Source organism: Alteromonas sp. 5NS40-0096 (assembly GCF_057544385.1).
Map to the genome: position 1 here is coordinate 1 of NZ_BAAJLQ010000007.1, position 19,591 is coordinate 19,591.

Genomic DNA, 19,591 nt, shown 5'->3' on the forward strand with positions numbered 1-19,591 from the left:
TGGATTCGAACCAGCGACCAATTGATTAAAAGTCAACTGCTCTACCAACTGAGCTAACGACCCTTCGTCTTTCTGTTGTTGCCTGTGCTTGGCAACGGCGGCATATATTACCCATAAATTTTTCGTGTGCAAGCGAAAAAACACTTATTTTTGCACTTTTGTGGCAAAAACAGTTCAACCGAACAAATTAAGCACAAATTGTACAAACAAAAGGCAGAAAAACTCGCCTTACGAGATACTTTTGTAGTGAGTAAACTGAAAACCGAACTTTAAACCTAGTGAAAAAAGTACAAATAAACAAATTTAAGAAGGAATTTTTTCGTTTAAGGTGAGGTGCGAAATGTTCAACCGCTCATTTTTAAATCAAAAAACCAAAATTTTTTTTCGATTTTCTTAAAAAAATTGTCAACACATTAAAGGCTGCTCAATAAAGCCACAATGATAAAGAGTGGCGTAGAAAGATTTTTGCAAAAAAACGGTATCGAACGTGAATTTTTCCTTAGGGCAATAAAAAAGGCGCTGTTAGCGCCTTTTTTATTTATTCAATTTTGCCTCTGCCAGCTTTCTGGCCGATGAAGATGGGAAATCATTCACCACTTGATTAAAGAGTTGTTTAGCTAGCGCCGTGTTGCCTTGACGCTCTGCAATCACACCGAGCTTTAGAATCGCATCGGGGCGTTTAGCTGAATCGGTAAACTTGGTGTTTACGATACTAAACTGCTCTTTAGCCTCTGCCCATTGCTGCTTGTTAAACAACAACTGTCCAAGCCAATAATGCGCATTAGGCGCGTATTCGCTATCTGGGAAGCGAGCCAAGAATTGTTGAAAAGCAGGAATCGCCTTGTCATATTCACGAGATTTCAGAATCAGGTTGACCGCATTTTCGTACGCGATTGCAACATCTTCCGGATTGCGAATTCCACCACCTTGTGGAACCGAGGATGCAGGCGGTGTTTGCACACTAGGTACAGATGCCACAGTCCCTGCACTTTTTAGCGCTTCAACACGTTTATCTATCTCGAGATACAACTCTCTTTGACGTTCCAATACTTTTTCAAGCTGGTTCGTGTGTTCTTCAACCGCACCGCGCAAAGAGTCAACTTCATACTGCATGGTATCAAGTTGTTCCTGTAAGCGATGCTGCGTTTGCGTTCTGCTTTGTACCATACGCTCAAGAACAGCAAGACGCTGTTCGATATCCGACGATACGTTGACATCAGATACTGGCGCCTGGGCAACAGCAGACAAAGAGCACGCTAGAGCGGCACTAGTCAATGTGCCGCGCATAGCTAAACGAAAGGCGTTTATCTTCATATTATTGGTAAGTCACTACGCCGCGACGGTTTTGAGCCATTGCGTACTCAGTTGAACCCATCACTGCTGGCTTCTCTTCACCGTAAGACACAACAGAAATTTGGCTACCACTAACACCTGCGTTTAGTAGGTAAGTTTCCACCGCTTTTGCACGACGCTCGCCCAATGCAATGTTGTACTCTGGTGTACCACGGCTATCAGTGTGACCTTCAATCACAACAGACTGAGTTGGGTTTTTCACTAGGAATGCAGCGTGCTTATCAAGAACAGGGTAAAACTCAGACTTGATGCTTGAGCGGTCAAAGTCAAAGTAAACGGTTTGGTCATTGATTAGAGCTTGAAGGTCAGCGCGAGCTTGTTCTTCAGCTTGTTTTTGACGCTCGATCGCTTCAAGACGCACTTGCTCTTGACGCGCTTCTTCCTGTGCTTTTTCAGCAGCTGCTTGCTCCGCTGCAATTCGATTGCGCTCGGCTTCTTTCTCGGCTTCAGTTGGGCCAGATTGACATGCCATCAAAGTCACAACAGGTAAAGCGATGATGAAGCTTCTCATTACTTTATTCATTTGCATCCTCGTAATCCTTATATTGTTATAGGTGTAATTGTTAAATCAAAATAAAAACGGTGACCAACTGGGCGATTTCACTTGCCCATTGGCTGCTGGTAATCGCGCTTTAAAGCGCCCATCAAGTGATACCAGCGACAATACTTGCGTCCCCTCGTGCAAAGTACTGTATATAATCATACTGCCATTAGGAGCAATGCTTGCCGACTCGTCCAGATAGGTTCTGGTGAGTACTTCAATTGCCCCATCTTTCAAGTTCTGCTTCGCAATATGGTAGTTACCAGAGGTACGATTTACTAGTACCAATTGCTTCCCGTCCGGCGTAATCGTGCCGCCGAGGTTCTGCTCACCCTCAAAAGTCAGACGTCGCACTTTTCCTGATGATAAATTTACGCGATAAATCTGAGGTTTACCACCCCGTTCTGAACTAAATATCAGACTCTTACCGTCAGGAGACCAAGCTGGCTCAGTATCTATTGCACGATTTCGTGTAATTCGACGTAAATTTCTGGTCGCAATGTCCATCACGTATATCTCGGGATTGCCATCTTTTGACAATACCATCGCCAATTGTTTGCCATCAGGAGAGAACGTCGGCGCACCGTTAATACCCGGGAAATCCGTCATTCGAGTACGACTCATTGTGTAAATATCTTGAATGAAAATTTGTGGACGACGGTTTTCAAAGCTCACATAAGCTAGCTTCTCGCCATCGGGAGACCAAGACGGTGACATCAGTGGCTCTGGTGAAGAGAGCAAACGGGTCTCATTTTCGCCATCATAATCAGAAATCACCAGTTGGTAAGGCAAATTAGTTGAATTGCGGTCGCGCACAATCACGTAGGCCAGACGGGTTAAAAACGCCCCTTTTTCACCCGTGAGCTTTTCGTATACCACGTCGCTGATACGGTGCGCATACTGTCGAAAGTCATTGCCGTTGATAACAGCAGAGCGCTGGTCGATGAGGTGATCTTCGCTTTCCACCAGCACACCGTCTTTCAAGACCTGTGATTTACCACCGGTAATTTGCCCACGTAACACATCTATCAATTCAAAACGCACCACATAACGGTCAATCGACTCTGGCTCCACGGTCCCGACTAAAATCGTATCAACCCCAGCGGCGGCCCAAGCTGAATAGTCTACTTCACTGTCATCGGCTGGAAACTGCGGCATTTTCATGAGTGGAATAGGATTGAACTTACCACTGCGGCGCAGATCATTAATGATGACTTCGGTCAGTTCACCGGGTAATACGCCATCACCTCGCCATTTAAATGGCACGATACCTATCGGCCGGGCACTATCAATGCCTTCCGTAATGACGATTTCTAATGACGCCTGCGCTACAGTGCTTATCACCATAACCAGAGCGGCAATTCCATACCTGAGTTTTTTCAACGACACTACAATTCCACCCTTATCGTTATATCTTTTAATTCTTCGTACACGTCCAATTCCGACGACATTGGTAGCCTATCTGGTCTGCGCACTGCCGATTCTGCAGCGCGGCACAATGCCTGATCACCAGACAAACGGGTAACTTTCGTCACAAGCCCTGTCGTCGCAAGACGAATATTGAGCCGGCAGGTTTTGTCTTTAAAACTCTCATCCTCGATGAGATAACGCATCACCGTTTGACGAATAAGTGCGGTATAGCGCTCTCGCTCACTCAACACATATTTCTGTCTTTTTTGCTGAATCGCTTGCTGTTCAGCAATCAGTTGCTCCTGCATTATCCTCTCGGCTTCTTGCCGTTCGGCTTCTTGGCGCTTTTTGCGCTCAGCTTCTGCTTTGGCCGCGGCCTCTCTTTCTTTGCGTTCTTTGGCTTTTTGGGCTGCCAAACGTTTTAGCTCTTGCTCTTTGCGTCGCTTCGCATCGGCTTCTTTCCGCTGCTTTTCTTTCGCTCGCTTGGCTTCTGCGGCCCGTTTTCGCCTGTCCGCCGCCTCTCTAGCTTTGCGTTTTTTTTCTTGTTCAGCTGCGGCCGCTGCCGCATCGGCTTTCTTTTTATCCGCGATGGCCTGAGCATCGATAAATGTGGCCTCTATCACAGGTAGCGGCTGGCTAGCCGACACGTCGGGGATATCAACCACATCAAAATTCACGCTGAATACTAGCACCACTAAAACCGTGAGATGTACACCTAACGATTTCACCAATGCACTTTGTTCAGGGGTCATTTTATTTGCCACTAATGCTTACTCAACTGGGTCTGTCATCAAACCAACTGATGGCACACCTGCTTTTTGTAGCAATACCATAAGTTGAATCACCTCGTTGTAGGCAACTTGACCATCGCCTTTTACCACAACAGGGGTCTGCGGTTGCTTTTCAAGCTGGGCCTGAACCAATGCTACCATCTCAGTATGATCCACTTCTTGTTCTTGGTTATCACCTAGATTCAGGAAGTAGGCGCCTCTGACATCGACAGACGCGATAAGCGGCGGGATATCTTGTTGCTCAATGGGTTCTGCGCTAGCTTTAGGCAGCTCCACTTTCACACCTTGTGAAATTAAAGGTGCGGTCACCATAAAGATAATCAGCAGTACTAACATGACATCGATGTATGGCACCACGTTGATTTCAGAAACCGGTCTACGACGTTTTCTTACATACATGATTGTCTCCTTCTCTAACTAATTTGTGAACGAGACTTAAGCCTGGGTTTGCTGAGCAGCATGGGCTTGCCTATGCAAAATCGCAGAAAACTCTTCCATGAAGTTGCCGTAACTGTTTTCAAGTTTTTCGACTTGGTGGCTGAAACGGTTATAAGCGATGACCGCGGGTATTGCAGCGAATAGGCCTATTGCCGTTGCGATCAACGCCTCTGCGATACCGGGTGCGACCATGGCTAAAGTCGCTTGTTGCACTTCGCCCAGCGCAATGAAGGAATTCATAATACCCCAAACCGTACCGAACAGACCGATGTAGGGACTGATAGACCCAGCTGTTGCCAAGAAGGGCAAGCGGCTTTCTAAACTATCGACTTCACGAGACATACTGACACGCATCGCTCGATAGGTACCATCAACAATAGCGGTCGGTGCGCTGTTACTTTTACGCAATCGCACAAACTCTTTGAAACCCGAACAGAAAATGCTGCCCATACCATTGATCGACGTTTGCGCGCTGAGTTCCTGATAAAGGCGATTTAAGTCAGCGCCAGACCAGAACTTATCTTCAAAGTCCTGCATTTCCGACCGCGCCGCAGACAAGGCTTTGCTACGTTGAAAAATAAATGTCCATGAGGCAACCGAAACACTCATCAATAGCAGCATCACTAGCTGTACGACAATACTTGCTTCGAGAAAAAGTCCGATAAAAGAAAGATCAGATGACACGCGAAATATCCCCTAATAGCGCAGCGGGTAATCGTTTGGGTTTCATTACCGCCAAATCGACACACGCTACTTTAATTTGTGCAGAAACCAAGAGGGTCTCTTGCTCGTTAGTTATTGTTTGTTTGAATGTCATGCTAGCGCCCTTTAATTCTACAATCTGCGTATCAATACTCAACAGCTGATTGAACTTAGCGGGCGCATAATTATGCATTTCAACGTGTTTGACGACGAAAGCAACAGATTGTTCCAATAAATCGTCTTGTTCATAGCCTAAATCCCGCAACCACTCAGTTCTTGCGCGCTCCATGAACTTTAAATAGTTAGCGTAATACACAATACCACCGGCATCGGTATCTTCGTAATAAACTCTTACGGCTAGTGAATGCATAACTTCACCCTCAAAATTGCATTAATAAACATTATTATATTTTAATGACATTCAGACAATTACAAATTAGACCTCGCGCCACAAACCCCATATTAAAAGGGAGCTAGAGCAAAAAGCATTCAACAAGCTGGATTTACAACTTTTTTACACATTAGTTTTTCTAATTCGAAAGCAAAATTTAACTCAATTGTCAGAAAAGCTAACCTCGCTATAATGAGCGCCATCAGTCATACAGAGCGCAATGGTTGCGGCATCAATGTCGAAACGGTTGTGCGAAAGTTTTTTTCTCTCTGTTAGACATGAGTTCCCTGGATTTATTTCCTTCAACACTTGTTGTTTTGCCCGTTCAATTTGAACGGGCTTTTTTTTGTCTGAAATTTGAAGAGGCTCCGTTAAACAGCAGAGCCAGATTGGTCAGGCTTTGGGTGTAAAACCAAAGTGTAGGTAGGCCCGTTGAGAGACAATTCTGCCTCTTGGCGTGCGCTGTAAAAAGCCTTGTTGAATTAAGAAAGGTTCAATCACATCTTCAATGGTTTCTTTTTCTTCACCAATCGCCGCCGCCAAATTGTCTAAGCCCACTGGACCACCGTCGAACTTCTCAATAATCGCCTCTAGCAGTTTGCGATCCATGTAATCAAAGCCTTCTTTGTCGACATCCAACATGTCGAGGGCACTGGCTGCTACGTCTTGTGTGACTTCGCCGTTAGATTTTATCTGCGCGTAATCTCGAACGCGGCGCAATAAACGGTTCGCTATTCGCGGGGTACCGCGAGAACGCTTTGCCACTTCAAACGCACCCGACTCATCCATATCTAAATTCAAGTAATGCGCGCTGCGTTCAATAATGGTGGTTAAGTCTTTCACTGAATAGAACTCTAGACGTTGAACAATACCGAATCGGTCGCGTAATGGCGACGTCAAAGACCCCGCACGAGTAGTAGCACCAACTAGCGTAAACGGTGGCAAATCTAACTTAATGGATCGCGCAGCAGGGCCTTCACCGATCATGATATCGAGTTGATAGTCTTCCATCGCCGGATAGAGAATCTCTTCAACAACAGGGCTCAAACGGTGGATTTCATCTATGAACAACACATCGTTTTTTTCGAGATTGGTCAGCAGTGCTGCTAAGTCACCCGCCTTTTCCAATACTGGCCCAGAGGTCGTTTTTATACTGACCCCCATTTCATTGGCGACAATATTGGCCAACGTCGTTTTCCCAAGACCTGGAGGCCCGAAAATCAGTAAGTGATCAAGTGCATCATCTCGCTGACGCGCCGCTTCGATGAAGATTTCCATCTGCTCACACACATGGGGTTGCCCTGTGTAATCATCGAGCATTTTAGGGCGTATTGCCCTATCAATGGCTTCTTCTTCTTGGCTGGCAGTGGGTGTAATTAGTCGGTCGGCTTCAATCATGATTCACTCGCTACAATGCCGCTTTTAACGCTTCGCGAATAGCCGTTTCGCTATCCATTCCTTCGGTGTAAACACCGTTGACCATTTTACTCGCTTGGGCAGGCTTGTAGCCCAACGCAACCAGCGCACTCAACGCCTCTTCTTTCGCATCGTTGCGAGCGACTATGGTGTCACCCGATTGAGGTTCAGCAAGCGCAAATGCATCGACATTGACCGACTGCTGTTTGGCAAAATTGGCCAAGCGATCTCTTAGTTCTACGACCAAGCGTTCGGCCGTTTTCTTACCAATGCCGGGCAAACTCACTAACGCCGAAACGTCTTCGTGTTGAACACTGGTTAAAAACTGACTCGCCGACATACCAGATAGTATCGCCAACCCCAATTTGGGACCAACACCATTGGCCTTGATTAACTCTCTAAATAGGCCTCGCTCGAATTTATCTGAGAAGCCAAAGAGCAACTGTGCATCTTCTCTGACAACAAAGTGGGTGTAAACTGTTACCGTCTCACCTGCGTTGGGTAACGCGTAAAAGCTTGTCATTGGCATCTGTATCTCATACCCCACCCCGCCAACATCTATCAGCACTTCTGGTGGTTGCTTTTCTATGAGCGTACCCTGAATTCGACCTATCATATTTCTAACTTCTTTTTGTTATCGCAACCGGCCACGTACGGTTTTCTTCGCTTGGCCAGCTAGCTTAATTAAGCTTTGTTCCGTATGGGCATGACACAAGGCGACGGCAAGGGCGTCTGCGGCATCCGCTTGAGGCGTACCTGGTAAGCTCAACAAGTGACGAACCATGTGTTGTACCTGCGATTTATCAGCACTGCCTTTTCCCACTACCGCTTGCTTTATTTGTCGCGCCGAATACTCAGCAACAGGCAATTCGGCTTGCGTTGCCGCGACAATCGCTGCACCTCTCGCTTGGCCCAGTTTCAGTGCTGAATCTGGGTTCTTTGCCATAAACACTTGTTCAATGGCAAATTGAGTGGGATTAAACTGGCGGATGATATCGCTTACCCCCGCATGAATCTTCGCCAATCGGTCAGGTAAACTCCCCTCTCCAACGCGAATACAACCACTACCTAAATAATGCAATTTGCCGGCTTTTCGAACCACTACACCATAACCCGTAATACGAGAACCTGGATCTATACCCAGTATAATCATGAATGAGGCTCCGGCACAAACAACTTAATCGCATCTTGATTAGTAGACGACCAAACTTTATCCATAGCACTGGCTTTATCCAACCATTCAAAAGCGAGATGTTCAGTCAATACAATATTGGCATCAGCAGGGATTTGAGCGCAAAAGACATGTTCTTTGTTTTGCGAGGTACCCGGTGGGTAACGGTGCAACCATCTTTTGCGGATAGTGTAGAAATTTGTGGTTTGGCAATCGTGAATCGCGTTTACGTCTGGGTTTAAGACAATACCCGTTTCCTCAGCGACTTCGCGATAGGCGGTTTGAATTGGCGATTCCCCCAGCTCTATCGTACCTGTCACAGATTGCCAAAACTCGGCGTCATCATCACGCTGCAGGACAAGCACTCGGTGGTGCTCATCATAGAGCACCACCAGCACTGATTCTGGACGCTTTAACGCCATTACTCTGGCTTCTTGGCAATAGTCGCTATAGCGAGTTCTTCTAACTGTTGTGGATTGGCTTGTCCAGGGGCATCAGTCAGCGGACACGCTGCCGTTGTAGTTTTCGGGAATGCCATAACGTCACGAATTGACGACGCGCCTGTCATCAGCATCACAAGACGGTCTAAACCAAATGCCAAACCGGCATGAGGTGGTGCGCCAAACTGCAGGGCTTCTAACAAGAAACCGAACTTGCTTTGCGCTTCTTCTTCGTCAATGCCCAATATGCTGAACACTGCCGATTGCATCGTTTGATCGTGAATACGCACAGAACCACCACCTAGCTCAACACCGTTAAGTACCATGTCATAAGCATCTGACAAGGCTGTGCCTGGTGCCGCCTTTAATTCGTCAGCCGACAAACCGCGAGGAGCTGTGAACGGGTGATGAAGTGCGTGGAATTGGCCGTCGATTTCTTCGAACATAGGGAAATCAACCACCCAAAGCGGTTTCCATTCGCCTTCCAACAATTCGAAATCTTCACCCAATTTAAGGCGTAACGCCCCTAGGGCTTCAGTCACGACTGTCGCACTATCTGCACCAAATAGCAGTATATCGCCGTCAGTCGCACCAGTTCGCTCTAGCAATTGATTCGCGACGTCCTCACCGAGGAATTTCAGAATAGGTGACTGTAGGCCTTCAATTCCTTTGGCGGTCTCATTCACTTTCAACCACGCTAGGCCCTTCGCGCCATAAATACCAACGAACTTGGTGTATTCATCAATTTGTTTGCGCGAGAGTGACGCTCCACCGGGCACTCTGATGACAGTTACACGACCTTTTGCGTCATTGGCTGGGCCACTGAATACCTTGAAGTCGACGTCTTTAACTATGTCAGCAACGTCGACTAGCTCAAGTGGGTTACGCATATCTGGCTTGTCTGAACCAAAGCGGCGCATTGCCTCTTCGTATGACATGCGAGGGAAATCGCCCAAGTCCACGCCAAGCATTTTATCGAACAAGTCGCGAATCATGCGCTCTGTGATAGCCATAACGCCATCAGCATCAAGGAACGTGGTTTCGATATCAATTTGTGTGAATTCAGGTTGGCGATCAGCACGCAAATCTTCGTCTCTGAAACACTTAACAATTTGATAATAACGATCCATACCGGACATCATAAGCAGCTGTTTGAACAACTGAGGCGACTGCGGTAGCGCAAAAAACTCACCTTTATGTGTGCGGCTCGGCACCAAGTAATCTCGCGCGCCCTCAGGTGTCGCTTTGGTCAATATTGGAGTTTCAATGTCCAAAAAGCCTTGATCTTCTAGGAAGCGACGCACGGCACCAGTGACTTTTGCGCGAAATTGCAATTTCTGACTCATGACGGGACGTCGTAAATCCAAGTAACGATATTTCAATCGCTGCTCTTCCGAGTTTTCTTGGTTCCAGTCTAGTGGCAATACCGCAGCTTTGTTGAAAATGCTCAGGCCTGTACCCAAGATTTCGATCTCGCCCGTCGACATTTGTTTGTTGACCTGCCCTTCAGGACGCGCGCGTACTTTACCTTTAATTTCGATACAGAACTCATTGCGAAGCGTGTTGGCCAACTCAAGTACTTCTGGCAAGTCAGGGTCAAAAACGACTTGTACAATACCTTCGCGATCGCGCAAGTCGATAAAAATCAGACCGCCTAAATCACGACGTTTGTTTACCCAGCCACACAATGTGACTTCTTGACCGACAAAAGATGCATTAATGTTCCCACAGTAATCTGTGCGCATGGTCCTCGACCCCTGATAGTTGTTATTTTCGCGTGTTTTTCGATACGCTATGGCCCAATTCAGTGTATCAGTTACACATCAAAGCGGCGTAATAGCTCAATCTACATAGCGCTTATATTAGCGAATACGCGATTTAGAAGATTTTAAGGCCGCATAGTATAAACAAATGCGTTGTAAAGCCCAATGACAAATACCGATGACAATCAAATTTTACCTCAACCTCATATTGGCCTCCCCATGTGGAACCATAGAGATTGGCATGGTCAATGGTTTACAACAGGTCCTTCAGCCCCTAGCGAGATAAGCCAATATTCGAGTGTTTTCAATACGATAGAGGGTAACACGACGTTCTATTCGTTACCTTCCGAAGACCAAATCAAGAAGTGGCGGGACAGTGTTCCACCCAACTTCAAATTTACGTTTAAACTGCACCAAGACATCACTCACAAAAGCAAGCTTGGCGAAAATATAGGATTACTTCATCAACAGATGGAGTTGGTTTCACATGTCGGCAATCAGCTCGGTCAAATATTGATTCAATTGCCCAAAGCGTTCAGCCCAGACGAGTTACCACTGTTAGACACCTTACTCGCCAGTTCCGCACTCCGAGGTTACTCGTGTGCCGTAGAGGTTCGCCACCCATTGTTCTTTGCCAAAGGTGAGCAAGAAATTGCATTGAACCAATGCTTACTGGCGCATCAAGCGAACCGCATAATCATGGATACGCGGGCATTGTTTTCCGGCCCGGCCAACGATGCCATTACCATTGATGTCAGACAAAAAAAGCCTCGTGTTCCCGTCAATGTCATTGCTACTGGCAACAACCCTACTCTGCGATTTGTTGGCAACAATGACCATGACATTAACGTCAAATGCTTAGCACCTTGGTACGCTAAGTGCCATCAGTGGCGCAATGAGGGGAAGACACCATATTTGTTTTTTCATATGCCCGACAACAAGGATGCACCGTGGTTAGCACAATTTTTTGTGAATACTTACAACCAAAGGTATGCTAGTTCACCAATCGCACACTTGCCGATACCAGCACGACAAACTCAAAACGGTTTGTTTGATTTTGATTAAAACCGGCAATATTCACACAATGGATAGCACACCCTAATCAATGAGGTGACAATCCAATTAGACAGAGAAATACAATGATGAAACGAGTTTCTCCTATCGCTTTGGCAATGGCCATTGCGATGTCAGGGTGCAGCCCTGCCCCAACCACTCCAGTCTCAGAACCAACAACGAGTAATGCCGAAAAAGTTTCGCCAAGCGAACAGCTAAATAACGTGGTTACTCAAAACACCCAAGTCTTCATGGCACAACAGCCAGCGTTATCGACAATGCTCGCGATAGCGACGGAGCAGGTTGGCGGCGAGTATAACCAGCGTTTTCCAAACTACAGCAGCGCGGGCATGGCAGAATTGCAAAGTGCGATGCGCAACGCGAGTCAATCTTTGGCTAGCGTTAGCAGTAATGACTTGGCACCCAGTGAGCAGCTTCATCAAGCCGTTGTGGGTAATATCTTCGATTACTACGCGGGCTTTGCCGATTTTTCAGGCGGCTACATCGACACCTGGGGTGGGCACCTTCCCTACGTTATCAATCAAATTTCTGGTCCATTGATTGATATCCCCAAATTGATGCAGGTCCAACAATCAGTCACAAACGAGGCAGAGGCAAAAGCCTATCTGGAACGGCTGGCGCATTTCGACAGTTTCGTTGATGAGGTCCTCGGCAAATTCGAAGACGACAAGAAAAATGGTATCCGCTTACCGGCAAACCTTCATCCCAAAACCCTTGCTTATTTTGACAGCTTCTTAAGTAGTGCCCCTTCAGCTCACGCGCTTGTCACCACTTTTGAAGACAAGTTAGCGACCACGGATTTAAGCCAAGATACTCAAGCTGAGTTAGTTAATAACGCTATCGAAACAGTGACACTAGTGGTCTATCCTGCATACGAAAAAGCCAGAGGGGCAATTCTCGCGTCTCAACAAGATGCGCCAACTGGTGATGGTATTTGGGTACAACCTGGCGGAGATGCTTTCTATCGCCATGCCATTCGCTACTTGGGCGATTCGCCAATGACCGCAGACGAAATTCATCAGGTTGGTTTAGACGAAGTCGCACGCATTGCCGCAGAGATGGACAAGATCCTAGCTGACAATGGCTACCGTGACGGCTCGGTTGGTGAGAGGATGGTTGCCCTCGCGAAACGTCCTGAAATGCTCTATGAAGATTCAGACGCAGGGCGGCAACAATTACTCGATGATTTGAACGTAGAAATTGATGCCATCATGGAGAAAGCCCCAAGCTACTACCAAACCTTCCCACAGCAAGCGGTGGAAGTGCGACGAATTCCCCCAGTATCGGAAGCCGGAGAGGCGGGCGGTTTCTATACACCTCCTTCTCTCGATGGCACGCGTCCAGGTATCTACTGGATTAACCTCAGAGACATGGCAGCGGTACCTAAGTTTGGCTTAAAAACACTAACCTATCACGAGGCGGTACCCGGCCATCATTTCCAAATCGCACTAAACATGGCGCAGCAAGACATTGGTTTATTGAGACAAAATGCACCTTATAACGCCTATGTTGAAGGCTGGGCACTCTACTCAGAACTTGTTGCCAAACAAATTGGCATGTATTCAACCGATCCATTTGGTGATCTTGGTCGCTTACAAGCAGAATTGTATCGAGCCGTGCGCCTAGTGGTAGACACTGGCTTACACCGCAAAAAATGGACTCGAGAGCAAGCCATCGAGTATTTCCATACGACAACAGGCACCTCAATGACGGATGTCATCGCCGAAGTTGAGCGTTATATGGCGTGGCCTGGCCAAGCTCTTGGTTACAAATTAGGGATGCTGCAATTCGTGGAATTGCGCCAACAAGCAGAAGCGCAACTGGGAGATGCGTTTGATGTCAAAGCGTTTCACGATCTCATTTTATTGCCAGGAGCCCGTCCGATGTCGATTGTCAGGGAAGATGTTAACCACTGGATTGCTAAAGTTAAGGCTTCTTAAGCACGCATAGCGTTAGCCTTATAAAGCGTTAAAAAGCCACCTTACGGTGGCTTTTTTAGTGTTATTCAGCATGCCTAAAATCTGCGGCATCCAGCTCGTGTTTTTTCATCAACTTGTGTAAATCTGTGCGATTTCTACCTGCGAGCTCTGCCGCTCTTGTCACATTGCCTTCGGTCATTTTTAACAGCTTAAACAAGTATCGATGTTCAAAAGCATCGCGAGCTTCGGTCAGCGTTGGCCAACTGACGTTAGACATTCTTAACGCTTGCTCGACCAAATGGGCCGGTATCACTGGCGTTTGAGTTAGCGCTACGCACTGCTCTATCACATTCACCAACTGGCGAACATTGCCCGGCCACTCAGATTTCACCAAGTGCTGCATCGCTTCATCGGAAAATTGCGTGGCATCAACCTTGTGACGCTGCGCGCTTTGTTGCAGTAATTCGCGAGATAATAACGGAATGTCTTCACTGCGCTCTTTCAATGCAGGCAGAATTAAGTTGACGACATTGAGCCGATAGTACAAGTCTTCGCGAAAACTGCCGGTTTGCATTTCGTCATGCAAATTTTTGTGGGTTGCTGAAATCACCCTGACATCAATATCGATATGTTTACTGCTGCCTACAGGTCGTATTTGCCGTTCTTGAAGCGCTCTCAACAATTTTACCTGAAGAGTCATGGGCATATCGCCAATTTCATCGAGAAACAAAGTGCCACCATCGGCTTCTTGAAACAGCCCTTGATGGGCCTGTATCGCACCCGTGAATGCGCCTTTGGCATGACCAAACAACTCGGACTCAAGCAAATTTTCTGGGAGCGCACCACAATTTATGGCTACAAAGGGTTTGTCTGACCTATCACTCGCGCGATGAATAGCTTTCGCTAATAGCTCTTTACCCGTGCCGCTCGCACCTGAAATCAATACACTGACTTCGCGTTTTGCGATGCGATAAGCTTGGTCCAGTACATTGAGCATTTCGGCCGAACGGGTGATAATTTCCGCGCGCCAATCTTCGGGAGCATCAACCTGTGAAAAGCTCAACGCTTTCCCCAATAATTCCCTCAGCTTGCTGTGATCAACTGGCTTGGTTAGAAAACCCAAGACCCCCTGCTTTGTCGCCGCTACCGCATCTTCAATGGTGCCGTGGGCAGTCATTAAAATTACGGGTAAATCTTGCCGCACTCGCACGAGTTGATCAAACAACGACATGCCGTCTAAACCAGGCATTCTAATGTCGCTTAACACCACGTCAAACTCGTCAGTTTGCACTTTGCGCAGTGCAACTTGCCCATCTTCTGCCGTGGTCACACGAAAACCTTCTCCTTCAAGTCGCAGTGTCATCAAACGCAACAACGCGTCGTCGTCGTCAACCAAAAGGATATGAGGTTTTTGTTCACTCATTGATATCACTCCTGCGCATCCGTCTCTATCGTCGATTCGATATCGACCAATGCTTCTAATTTTTTCTGCTGTTGTTCTAGTTGTTGTTCCAACTGTTCGATCGCTAACTGGCGCTCACCACTGACTTTGGTGAGCAGCGCAATCGCTGATTCTGACTCCAATATCCTGTTACTCGGATGTTGCACCATGGTCGTCAACGCCCTCTGCATTGGCTCACTCAACAGAGGAAAGATATCATCAAGCCACAGTGAGGCTCTCAGTCGTGCCTGATAAGGTGTATCCATTGGCTGTGATAAAAGAATTTTTTCCAACCTGTGTGGTAAAGAATCCGATAGCGTTGAAATGCGCTTTTGACGCTGCTGCCACGTCATATCATCCGCTTCGACCCAAACCCCAACCCAGTACCACAAATCACAGTCTCCGATAAAGGTTTCGGTGTTCGCAGCAACCAAGCATGGTTGAGAGTTGGACTCTCCCCATTTGAAATCGTTCACCGACGCGCAGCCAGATAAACCCATAGCAAAAGTTAAAACAAAATATTTATACATTGTGGCCACTCCTTTGTGGCAAAGTGACCCGAAAGCAAACTGGGGCATAATCGACTGAAATCAGGGCGACTGAACCCTGTTGAATTCGCGCGCAATCCGCCACAATAGAGAGGCCTAAACCTGCCCCGACGACTTTGTCGTTGCGCTTGTGATCGCCGCGAACAAAAGGCTGAAACAAACTGCCCGCCTTATCTTCGGGGATGCTTTCACCATGATTAGCCACATCGATAAAGAGCAGCTCCCCCTCTTGGCCAGTTTTGACGTAGATAGGCGTATTGGGCGTACCGTGCGCTACCGCGTTCGACAAGAGGTTATCCAAAATTCGTCGTGTGAGTTCGGTATCTATTTTGGCGATATCCACACCAATGTCCTTTGATACTGGATGTGACTGTAGGGCTAATGCATAGTCATTGATACAGGATGATATCATTTCATCTAAACTGGCCTGTACCCGATTGGCGTGGGCTTGTTGCAGTAACAAATTATAATCAAGCAATTTGCTGATAAGTGTATTTAACCGTAGGGTACTTGACTGCAATAAACTCAACACCTCTTTTTGCGCCCCGTTCAACTCACCAACGACCTGCTCTTGCAACAGACTGCTGCCTTCTTGAATACTGGCTAACGGTGTTTTCAATTCGTGAGAAGCATGACGCAACAAGGTCATTCTCATGTGTTCCAATTGAGACAATCGACTCGCCAACCAATGTAAATCCCGTTCAATTGTCACTAACTCTTTTGGCCCCGACTGAGAAATTTTCGGTAAGTCACCATCTTGCTTGGCAATAGCTTGTATTAGCTGCTTCAACGTATTGACTGGTTTCAATACAACGTGGCTGGCCAATACAATGAGTACAAGTGAAATCAACACAAATAAGCTAGTCAACCAGGCTTGTTGAGTTTGTTTGTCACGCAACAGCGCTTGTTGCGAGCTCAATTTAACTTGTAAATGTTCATCAACGGCAACCGAAAGCATGCGCACTGCAGCTTGTAAATTTTGAATATATTGTCCCAAAGCGTCTGAGGTTAAACCCAGCCAAGAGGCGGAACTGGACTCAAGTGTCAGCAACGTCGACTGACAATCCGGCGAGTGATGCAGTTCTTCACACAATAGGGTAACCGATTGCAGCAACTGCCGCTGCGTTTGGCCAATGGCATCAGCCAACTGCTGAGAGTCAACGACCTGAAATTGTCGCATTCGCCGCTCGAGATTCGCAGATTCGTTTTCTATGGTGCGCATTATGCTGACGGTATCGACAATATGCTGGCTCTCTAAAGCGCTGTATTCGCCAAATTCAGTGAGATCTTTTTGGCTTTGGAAAAGCAATACGAACAGAGGAACAAGAGACAATGCAAAACTTCCAAGTGTCAGTTGTTTTAGAGAACCTATTCTCATATCGACTCGCAGTTCCAAAATTTAAAAAGCAGCAAAAAGCCATGATGCATGGATTAACCCCGACTTTAAAGGGTTAACTTGATACGCTGTTATCTCGACGTGTTACTCATTGGCAAAAGCGATGGTATCTTGAATATCCAGCCGAATACCAAACTTGTCTCCAACACTGTGGTCGTGGTGACTCGGTGCCAAACACAGCAGCGAAATAGGAGCGGCACCGTCTTCGACCAAATAGCTAAGCTCAAACAGCGTATTGGCGCCGCGAAAGTGCTTCGCGGTGATCGTGGCAAAATAAGGTGATTCGTCGTCGTGAATCACGTCATCAGGTCTCACCAGCATTTTGTAGGCCTGATGCGGGTCGGCTTCAATTGCTGGCAGAGGAAATTGTCCTAAAGGAGAAATCAAGGTCGCATTCTCATATTGAGCATCAAGCCAAATACTCTCGCCAATAAAATCTGCGACATGCGCCGTATTGGGCCGATGGTATATCGCATAAGCATTGCCCCATTGATGTAACTTGCCCTGCCCCATTACGCCAATGACATCGGCGAAAGCAAAGGCCTCGTCCTGATCGTGTGTGACAAGTAGTGCCGTTGTATTGGTGCGTTTAAGTATTTCCCTTATATCTGCAGCTAATTGTAGTCTGAGTTGCGTATCGAGACTGGAGAAGGGCTCATCTAACAGCAACAACTGTGGTTCTGGTGCCAGTGCGCGAGCTAGCGCCACGCGTTGTTGCTGGCCACCCGACAAAGCATGGGGATATGTTGCTGCATAGTCTTCCAAACCCACTAGGATGAGTACTTCAGCCACCCGCCGCTTTCTCTCGCCTTGACTGAGATGTTGGAGGCCAAACCCGATGTTACCTTCAACCGTCAGATGAGGAAACAATGCGAAATCTTGAAAGACCAAACCTAGGTGGCGTTCTTGCACCGCAGTCATGCGGTTTGGCTCAGATACAATACTGCCGTTCAATCCAATGTTGCCCGAGGTAATAGGCTCGAAACCGGATATCGCCCGTAGTAGTGTGGTTTTACCACAACCAGAAGGCCCTAAAAGGCACCCAATCTCCCCCGTTTCCAACGCCAAAGATACCTCTTGTACTACCTGAGTCGCGCCATAACTTACGGATACAGCATTGAGGTTAAGCATGGTAAGACTCCTTCAACATAGCTCGGGTCAATATCACGACAGGCACCAACCCAGTTAAAACGATAAGTAATGCGGGCAGCGCCGCCTCTTGCAACCTCTCATCCGATGCCAGCTCGTAAGCTTTAACGGCCAGCGTATTGAAGTTAAAGGGGCGTAAAACCAGTGTGGCAGGTAATTCTTTTAGTACGTCAACAAAGACCAATAACGCTGCCGTGAGCACACTGCTCTTTATCAAAGGTAGATGTACTTTTTTCAAAATAGCCGGATAGCGATAGCCAAGCGATGCCGCCGCCTCATCCATGCTAGGCGTTACTCGCGAAAGGCCATGATGAATGTTGTGCAGGGCGATTGGATTGAAACGTACAGCATATGCGACAATAAGAGCAAACAGGGAACCAGAAAAAATTAAGCCGACAGGCTGCCCCCACCAAGATTTGGCGAGACTATTTGCTCCCATATCCATCCAACCAAGAGGCGTGAGTATCCCAACTGCCACGACAACCCCAGGAATGGCATACCCAAGATTCAAGCCCTGATTGACGATATTCAAAGGCATCGTCGGCAATATCCGTTTTAGGTACATCATACAAATTGCAAACACCACAATAGCCAACGCAGCGCCAACGCCGAGACCAAAACTGGACATTAGCAAAGCGCTGAAATCTTCCCATGTCCAGAAGTGCAAATGTTGAATACTCCAAACCAGCAATTGCCCTACGGGTAAAATAAAACCAAGTAAGAGTACCAAAGCGCAAAACCCGAAAGCAGAGATATTGCGGATGCCAGTTAATCTGGTTGGCTTTTGCAAAGATTGGCTCGATTGCCGATGGTAATACGATTGCTTCCGGCGACTGTATTGCTCAGCCACTAGACAAACTAAAACCACAGAACAAAGCAATGCAGATAACTGCGCAGCAGTATTTTCATCGCCCAAACCGTACCAAGTTCTAAATATTCCAGTGGTAAAGGTGTTAATACCAAAATACTGCACCGTACCAAAATCGGCCAATGATTCCATCATCACGAGCGCGACACCTGTCATAATCGCCGGACGGGCCAACGGCATAGCGACACGAGAAAAATACCGCCAATTGGACGCGCCTAGACTTTGAGACACTTCGGACATGCGTTGCGGTAACGCCAGAAAAGCAGTGCGAGCGAGCATATAAACATAGGGATACAAGACCAAGCTCATTACAAAAATCGCTCCGCCCATCGAACGAATTTCCGGAAAGAAGTAGTCTCGATAGCCCCAGCCAAACCAGGCGCGTAATTGTGACTGCACAGGCCCAGCAAAATCTAACATGCCAGTATAGGTGTAGGCGATTATGTAGGCGGGCATTGCCATGGGTAGAAAAAGTAACCACTGAAAATGGCGGCTAGCGGTAAATTGGTAACGAGCAATTAACCAAGCAGATGCCGTGCCTATTGCCAAAGCGCCAACGCCAACTCCCACAGAGAGTAGTAAACTCGACCGGATGTAATCCGCTAAGACGGTGTCAATTAGATGCTGCCAGTTCTGCCATTCTCCAGTAAACAAACTAGAGAACACCACAAGGATTGGCGAAAGGAAAAGACTACTGAGTATCCCCAATAGTAAGAAAAAAGCGGTAACTACAACGAAACGTGGGGAAGCAATGCTTCCCCACTTAAATACTTTCATCGA

At 47.1% G+C, this 19,591-nt stretch carries 19 protein-coding genes; 2 read left to right on the forward strand and 17 right to left on the reverse strand.

All coding sequences use genetic code 11. From position 1 onward, the window contains the following. Positions 1–534: 534 nt before the first annotated feature. The 12 genes from ybgF to aspS all read right to left on the reverse strand — a co-directional run bounded on the left by ybgF (position 535) and on the right by aspS (position 10,398). Positions 535–1,314: a tol-pal system protein YbgF gene (gene ybgF / locus AC27G9_RS18095; protein WP_487075892.1), complete on the reverse strand. Its 780-nt coding sequence runs from the start codon at positions 1,312–1,314 to the stop codon at positions 535–537. A gap of 1 nt (position 1,315) precedes the next feature. Further along, positions 1,316–1,882 (reverse strand): peptidoglycan-associated lipoprotein Pal, encoded by a 567-nt coding sequence (gene pal / locus AC27G9_RS18100; protein WP_487075893.1) that lies wholly within the window; start codon positions 1,880–1,882, stop codon positions 1,316–1,318. Between the two features lie 39 nt (positions 1,883–1,921). After that, complete coding sequence (tolB, locus tag AC27G9_RS18105; protein WP_487076026.1) at positions 1,922–3,241, reverse strand: Tol-Pal system beta propeller repeat protein TolB; 1,320 nt, start codon at positions 3,239–3,241, stop codon at positions 1,922–1,924. A 41-nt stretch (positions 3,242–3,282) separates the two neighbouring features. Then, the gene (gene tolA, locus AC27G9_RS18110) at positions 3,283–4,056 is read right to left on the reverse strand and encodes a cell envelope integrity protein TolA (RefSeq protein ID WP_487075894.1); all 774 of its coding nucleotides are present in this window, start codon (positions 4,054–4,056) and stop codon (positions 3,283–3,285) included. A gap of 18 nt (positions 4,057–4,074) precedes the next feature. Beyond that, on the reverse strand, positions 4,075–4,494 hold the full coding sequence (tolR, locus tag AC27G9_RS18115) for a protein TolR (RefSeq protein ID WP_487075895.1): 420 nt from the start codon (positions 4,492–4,494) through the stop codon (positions 4,075–4,077). A gap of 36 nt (positions 4,495–4,530) precedes the next feature. Further along, complete coding sequence (gene tolQ, locus AC27G9_RS18120; protein ID WP_487075896.1) at positions 4,531–5,217, reverse strand: protein TolQ; 687 nt, start codon at positions 5,215–5,217, stop codon at positions 4,531–4,533. Next, entirely contained in the window at positions 5,207–5,605 is a 399-nt protein-coding gene (gene ybgC / locus AC27G9_RS18125; RefSeq protein WP_487075897.1) for a tol-pal system-associated acyl-CoA thioesterase, read from the reverse strand. The genes tolQ and ybgC overlap by 11 nt, the downstream gene beginning before the upstream one ends. Positions 5,606–6,019: 414 nt before the next feature. Then, on the reverse strand, positions 6,020–7,024 hold the full coding sequence (gene ruvB, locus AC27G9_RS18130) for a Holliday junction branch migration DNA helicase RuvB (RefSeq protein ID WP_487075898.1): 1,005 nt from the start codon (positions 7,022–7,024) through the stop codon (positions 6,020–6,022). A gap of 10 nt (positions 7,025–7,034) precedes the next feature. Then, positions 7,035–7,658 (reverse strand): Holliday junction branch migration protein RuvA, encoded by a 624-nt coding sequence (gene ruvA / locus AC27G9_RS18135; RefSeq protein WP_487075899.1) that lies wholly within the window; start codon positions 7,656–7,658, stop codon positions 7,035–7,037. A gap of 18 nt (positions 7,659–7,676) precedes the next feature. Next, complete coding sequence (gene ruvC, locus AC27G9_RS18140) at positions 7,677–8,195, reverse strand: crossover junction endodeoxyribonuclease RuvC (protein ID WP_487075900.1); 519 nt, start codon at positions 8,193–8,195, stop codon at positions 7,677–7,679. Further along, positions 8,192–8,635: a dihydroneopterin triphosphate diphosphatase gene (gene nudB, locus AC27G9_RS18145; RefSeq protein ID WP_487075901.1), complete on the reverse strand. Its 444-nt coding sequence runs from the start codon at positions 8,633–8,635 to the stop codon at positions 8,192–8,194. The genes ruvC and nudB overlap by 4 nt, the downstream gene beginning before the upstream one ends. Further along, entirely contained in the window at positions 8,635–10,398 is a 1,764-nt protein-coding gene (gene aspS / locus AC27G9_RS18150) for an aspartate--tRNA ligase (RefSeq protein ID WP_487075902.1), read from the reverse strand. The genes nudB and aspS overlap by 1 nt, the downstream gene beginning before the upstream one ends. A 183-nt stretch (positions 10,399–10,581) precedes the next feature. Between aspS and AC27G9_RS18155 the strand changes: the two genes are divergently transcribed. Then, complete coding sequence (locus tag AC27G9_RS18155) at positions 10,582–11,481, forward strand: DUF72 domain-containing protein (RefSeq protein ID WP_487075903.1); 900 nt, start codon at positions 10,582–10,584, stop codon at positions 11,479–11,481. A 74-nt stretch (positions 11,482–11,555) separates the two neighbouring features. Then, positions 11,556–13,430 (forward strand): DUF885 domain-containing protein, encoded by a 1,875-nt coding sequence (locus AC27G9_RS18160; protein WP_487075904.1) that lies wholly within the window; start codon positions 11,556–11,558, stop codon positions 13,428–13,430. A 61-nt stretch (positions 13,431–13,491) separates the two neighbouring features. Here the strand turns inward: AC27G9_RS18160 and AC27G9_RS18165 are convergent, their stop codons facing one another. From AC27G9_RS18165 to AC27G9_RS18185, 5 genes are all read right to left on the reverse strand, one after another. Further along, complete coding sequence (locus AC27G9_RS18165; RefSeq protein ID WP_487075905.1) at positions 13,492–14,832, reverse strand: sigma 54-interacting transcriptional regulator; 1,341 nt, start codon at positions 14,830–14,832, stop codon at positions 13,492–13,494. Positions 14,833–14,837: 5 nt separating this feature from the next. Continuing rightward, entirely contained in the window at positions 14,838–15,380 is a 543-nt protein-coding gene (locus tag AC27G9_RS18170; RefSeq protein WP_487075906.1) for a hypothetical protein, read from the reverse strand. Further along, positions 15,373–16,776: a sensor histidine kinase gene (locus AC27G9_RS18175; RefSeq protein WP_487075907.1), complete on the reverse strand. Its 1,404-nt coding sequence runs from the start codon at positions 16,774–16,776 to the stop codon at positions 15,373–15,375. Before AC27G9_RS18175 ends, AC27G9_RS18170 begins: the two co-directional genes overlap by 8 nt. Positions 16,777–16,878: 102 nt before the next feature. Continuing rightward, the gene (locus tag AC27G9_RS18180; RefSeq protein ID WP_487075908.1) at positions 16,879–17,925 is read right to left on the reverse strand and encodes an ABC transporter ATP-binding protein; all 1,047 of its coding nucleotides are present in this window, start codon (positions 17,923–17,925) and stop codon (positions 16,879–16,881) included. Next, on the reverse strand, positions 17,918–19,588 hold the full coding sequence (locus tag AC27G9_RS18185; RefSeq protein ID WP_487075909.1) for an ABC transporter permease: 1,671 nt from the start codon (positions 19,586–19,588) through the stop codon (positions 17,918–17,920). Before AC27G9_RS18185 ends, AC27G9_RS18180 begins: the two co-directional genes overlap by 8 nt. Positions 19,589–19,591 lie beyond the last annotated feature (3 nt).

Bases quoted from the DNA above. Each gene is read 5' to 3' on its own strand.
- ybgF (WP_487075892.1), bottom strand. From the start codon at position 1,314: ATGAAGATAAACGCCTTTCGTTTAGCTATGCGCGGCACATTGACTAGT.
- pal (WP_487075893.1), bottom strand. From the start codon at position 1,882: ATGCAAATGAATAAAGTAATGAGAAGCTTCATCATCGCTTTACCTGTT.
- tolB (WP_487076026.1), bottom strand. From the start codon at position 3,241: ATGGTGATAAGCACTGTAGCGCAGGCGTCATTAGAAATCGTCATTACG.
- tolA (WP_487075894.1), bottom strand. From the start codon at position 4,056: ATGACCCCTGAACAAAGTGCATTGGTGAAATCGTTAGGTGTACATCTC.
- tolR (WP_487075895.1), bottom strand. From the start codon at position 4,494: ATGTATGTAAGAAAACGTCGTAGACCGGTTTCTGAAATCAACGTGGTG.
- ybgC (WP_487075897.1), bottom strand. From the start codon at position 5,605: ATGCATTCACTAGCCGTAAGAGTTTATTACGAAGATACCGATGCCGGT.
- ruvB (WP_487075898.1), bottom strand. From the start codon at position 7,024: ATGATTGAAGCCGACCGACTAATTACACCCACTGCCAGCCAAGAAGAA.
- ruvA (WP_487075899.1), bottom strand. From the start codon at position 7,658: ATGATAGGTCGAATTCAGGGTACGCTCATAGAAAAGCAACCACCAGAA.
- ruvC (WP_487075900.1), bottom strand. From the start codon at position 8,195: ATGATTATACTGGGTATAGATCCAGGTTCTCGTATTACGGGTTATGGT.
- nudB (WP_487075901.1), bottom strand. From the start codon at position 8,635: ATGGCGTTAAAGCGTCCAGAATCAGTGCTGGTGGTGCTCTATGATGAG.
- aspS (WP_487075902.1), bottom strand. From the start codon at position 10,398: ATGCGCACAGATTACTGTGGGAACATTAATGCATCTTTTGTCGGTCAA.
- AC27G9_RS18155 (WP_487075903.1), top strand. From the start codon at position 10,582: ATGACAAATACCGATGACAATCAAATTTTACCTCAACCTCATATTGGC.
- AC27G9_RS18160 (WP_487075904.1), top strand. From the start codon at position 11,556: ATGATGAAACGAGTTTCTCCTATCGCTTTGGCAATGGCCATTGCGATG.
- AC27G9_RS18165 (WP_487075905.1), bottom strand. From the start codon at position 14,832: ATGAGTGAACAAAAACCTCATATCCTTTTGGTTGACGACGACGACGCG.
- AC27G9_RS18170 (WP_487075906.1), bottom strand. From the start codon at position 15,380: ATGTATAAATATTTTGTTTTAACTTTTGCTATGGGTTTATCTGGCTGC.
- AC27G9_RS18175 (WP_487075907.1), bottom strand. From the start codon at position 16,776: ATGAGAATAGGTTCTCTAAAACAACTGACACTTGGAAGTTTTGCATTG.
- AC27G9_RS18180 (WP_487075908.1), bottom strand. From the start codon at position 17,925: ATGCTTAACCTCAATGCTGTATCCGTAAGTTATGGCGCGACTCAGGTA.
- AC27G9_RS18185 (WP_487075909.1), bottom strand. From the start codon at position 19,588: ATGAAAGTATTTAAGTGGGGAAGCATTGCTTCCCCACGTTTCGTTGTA.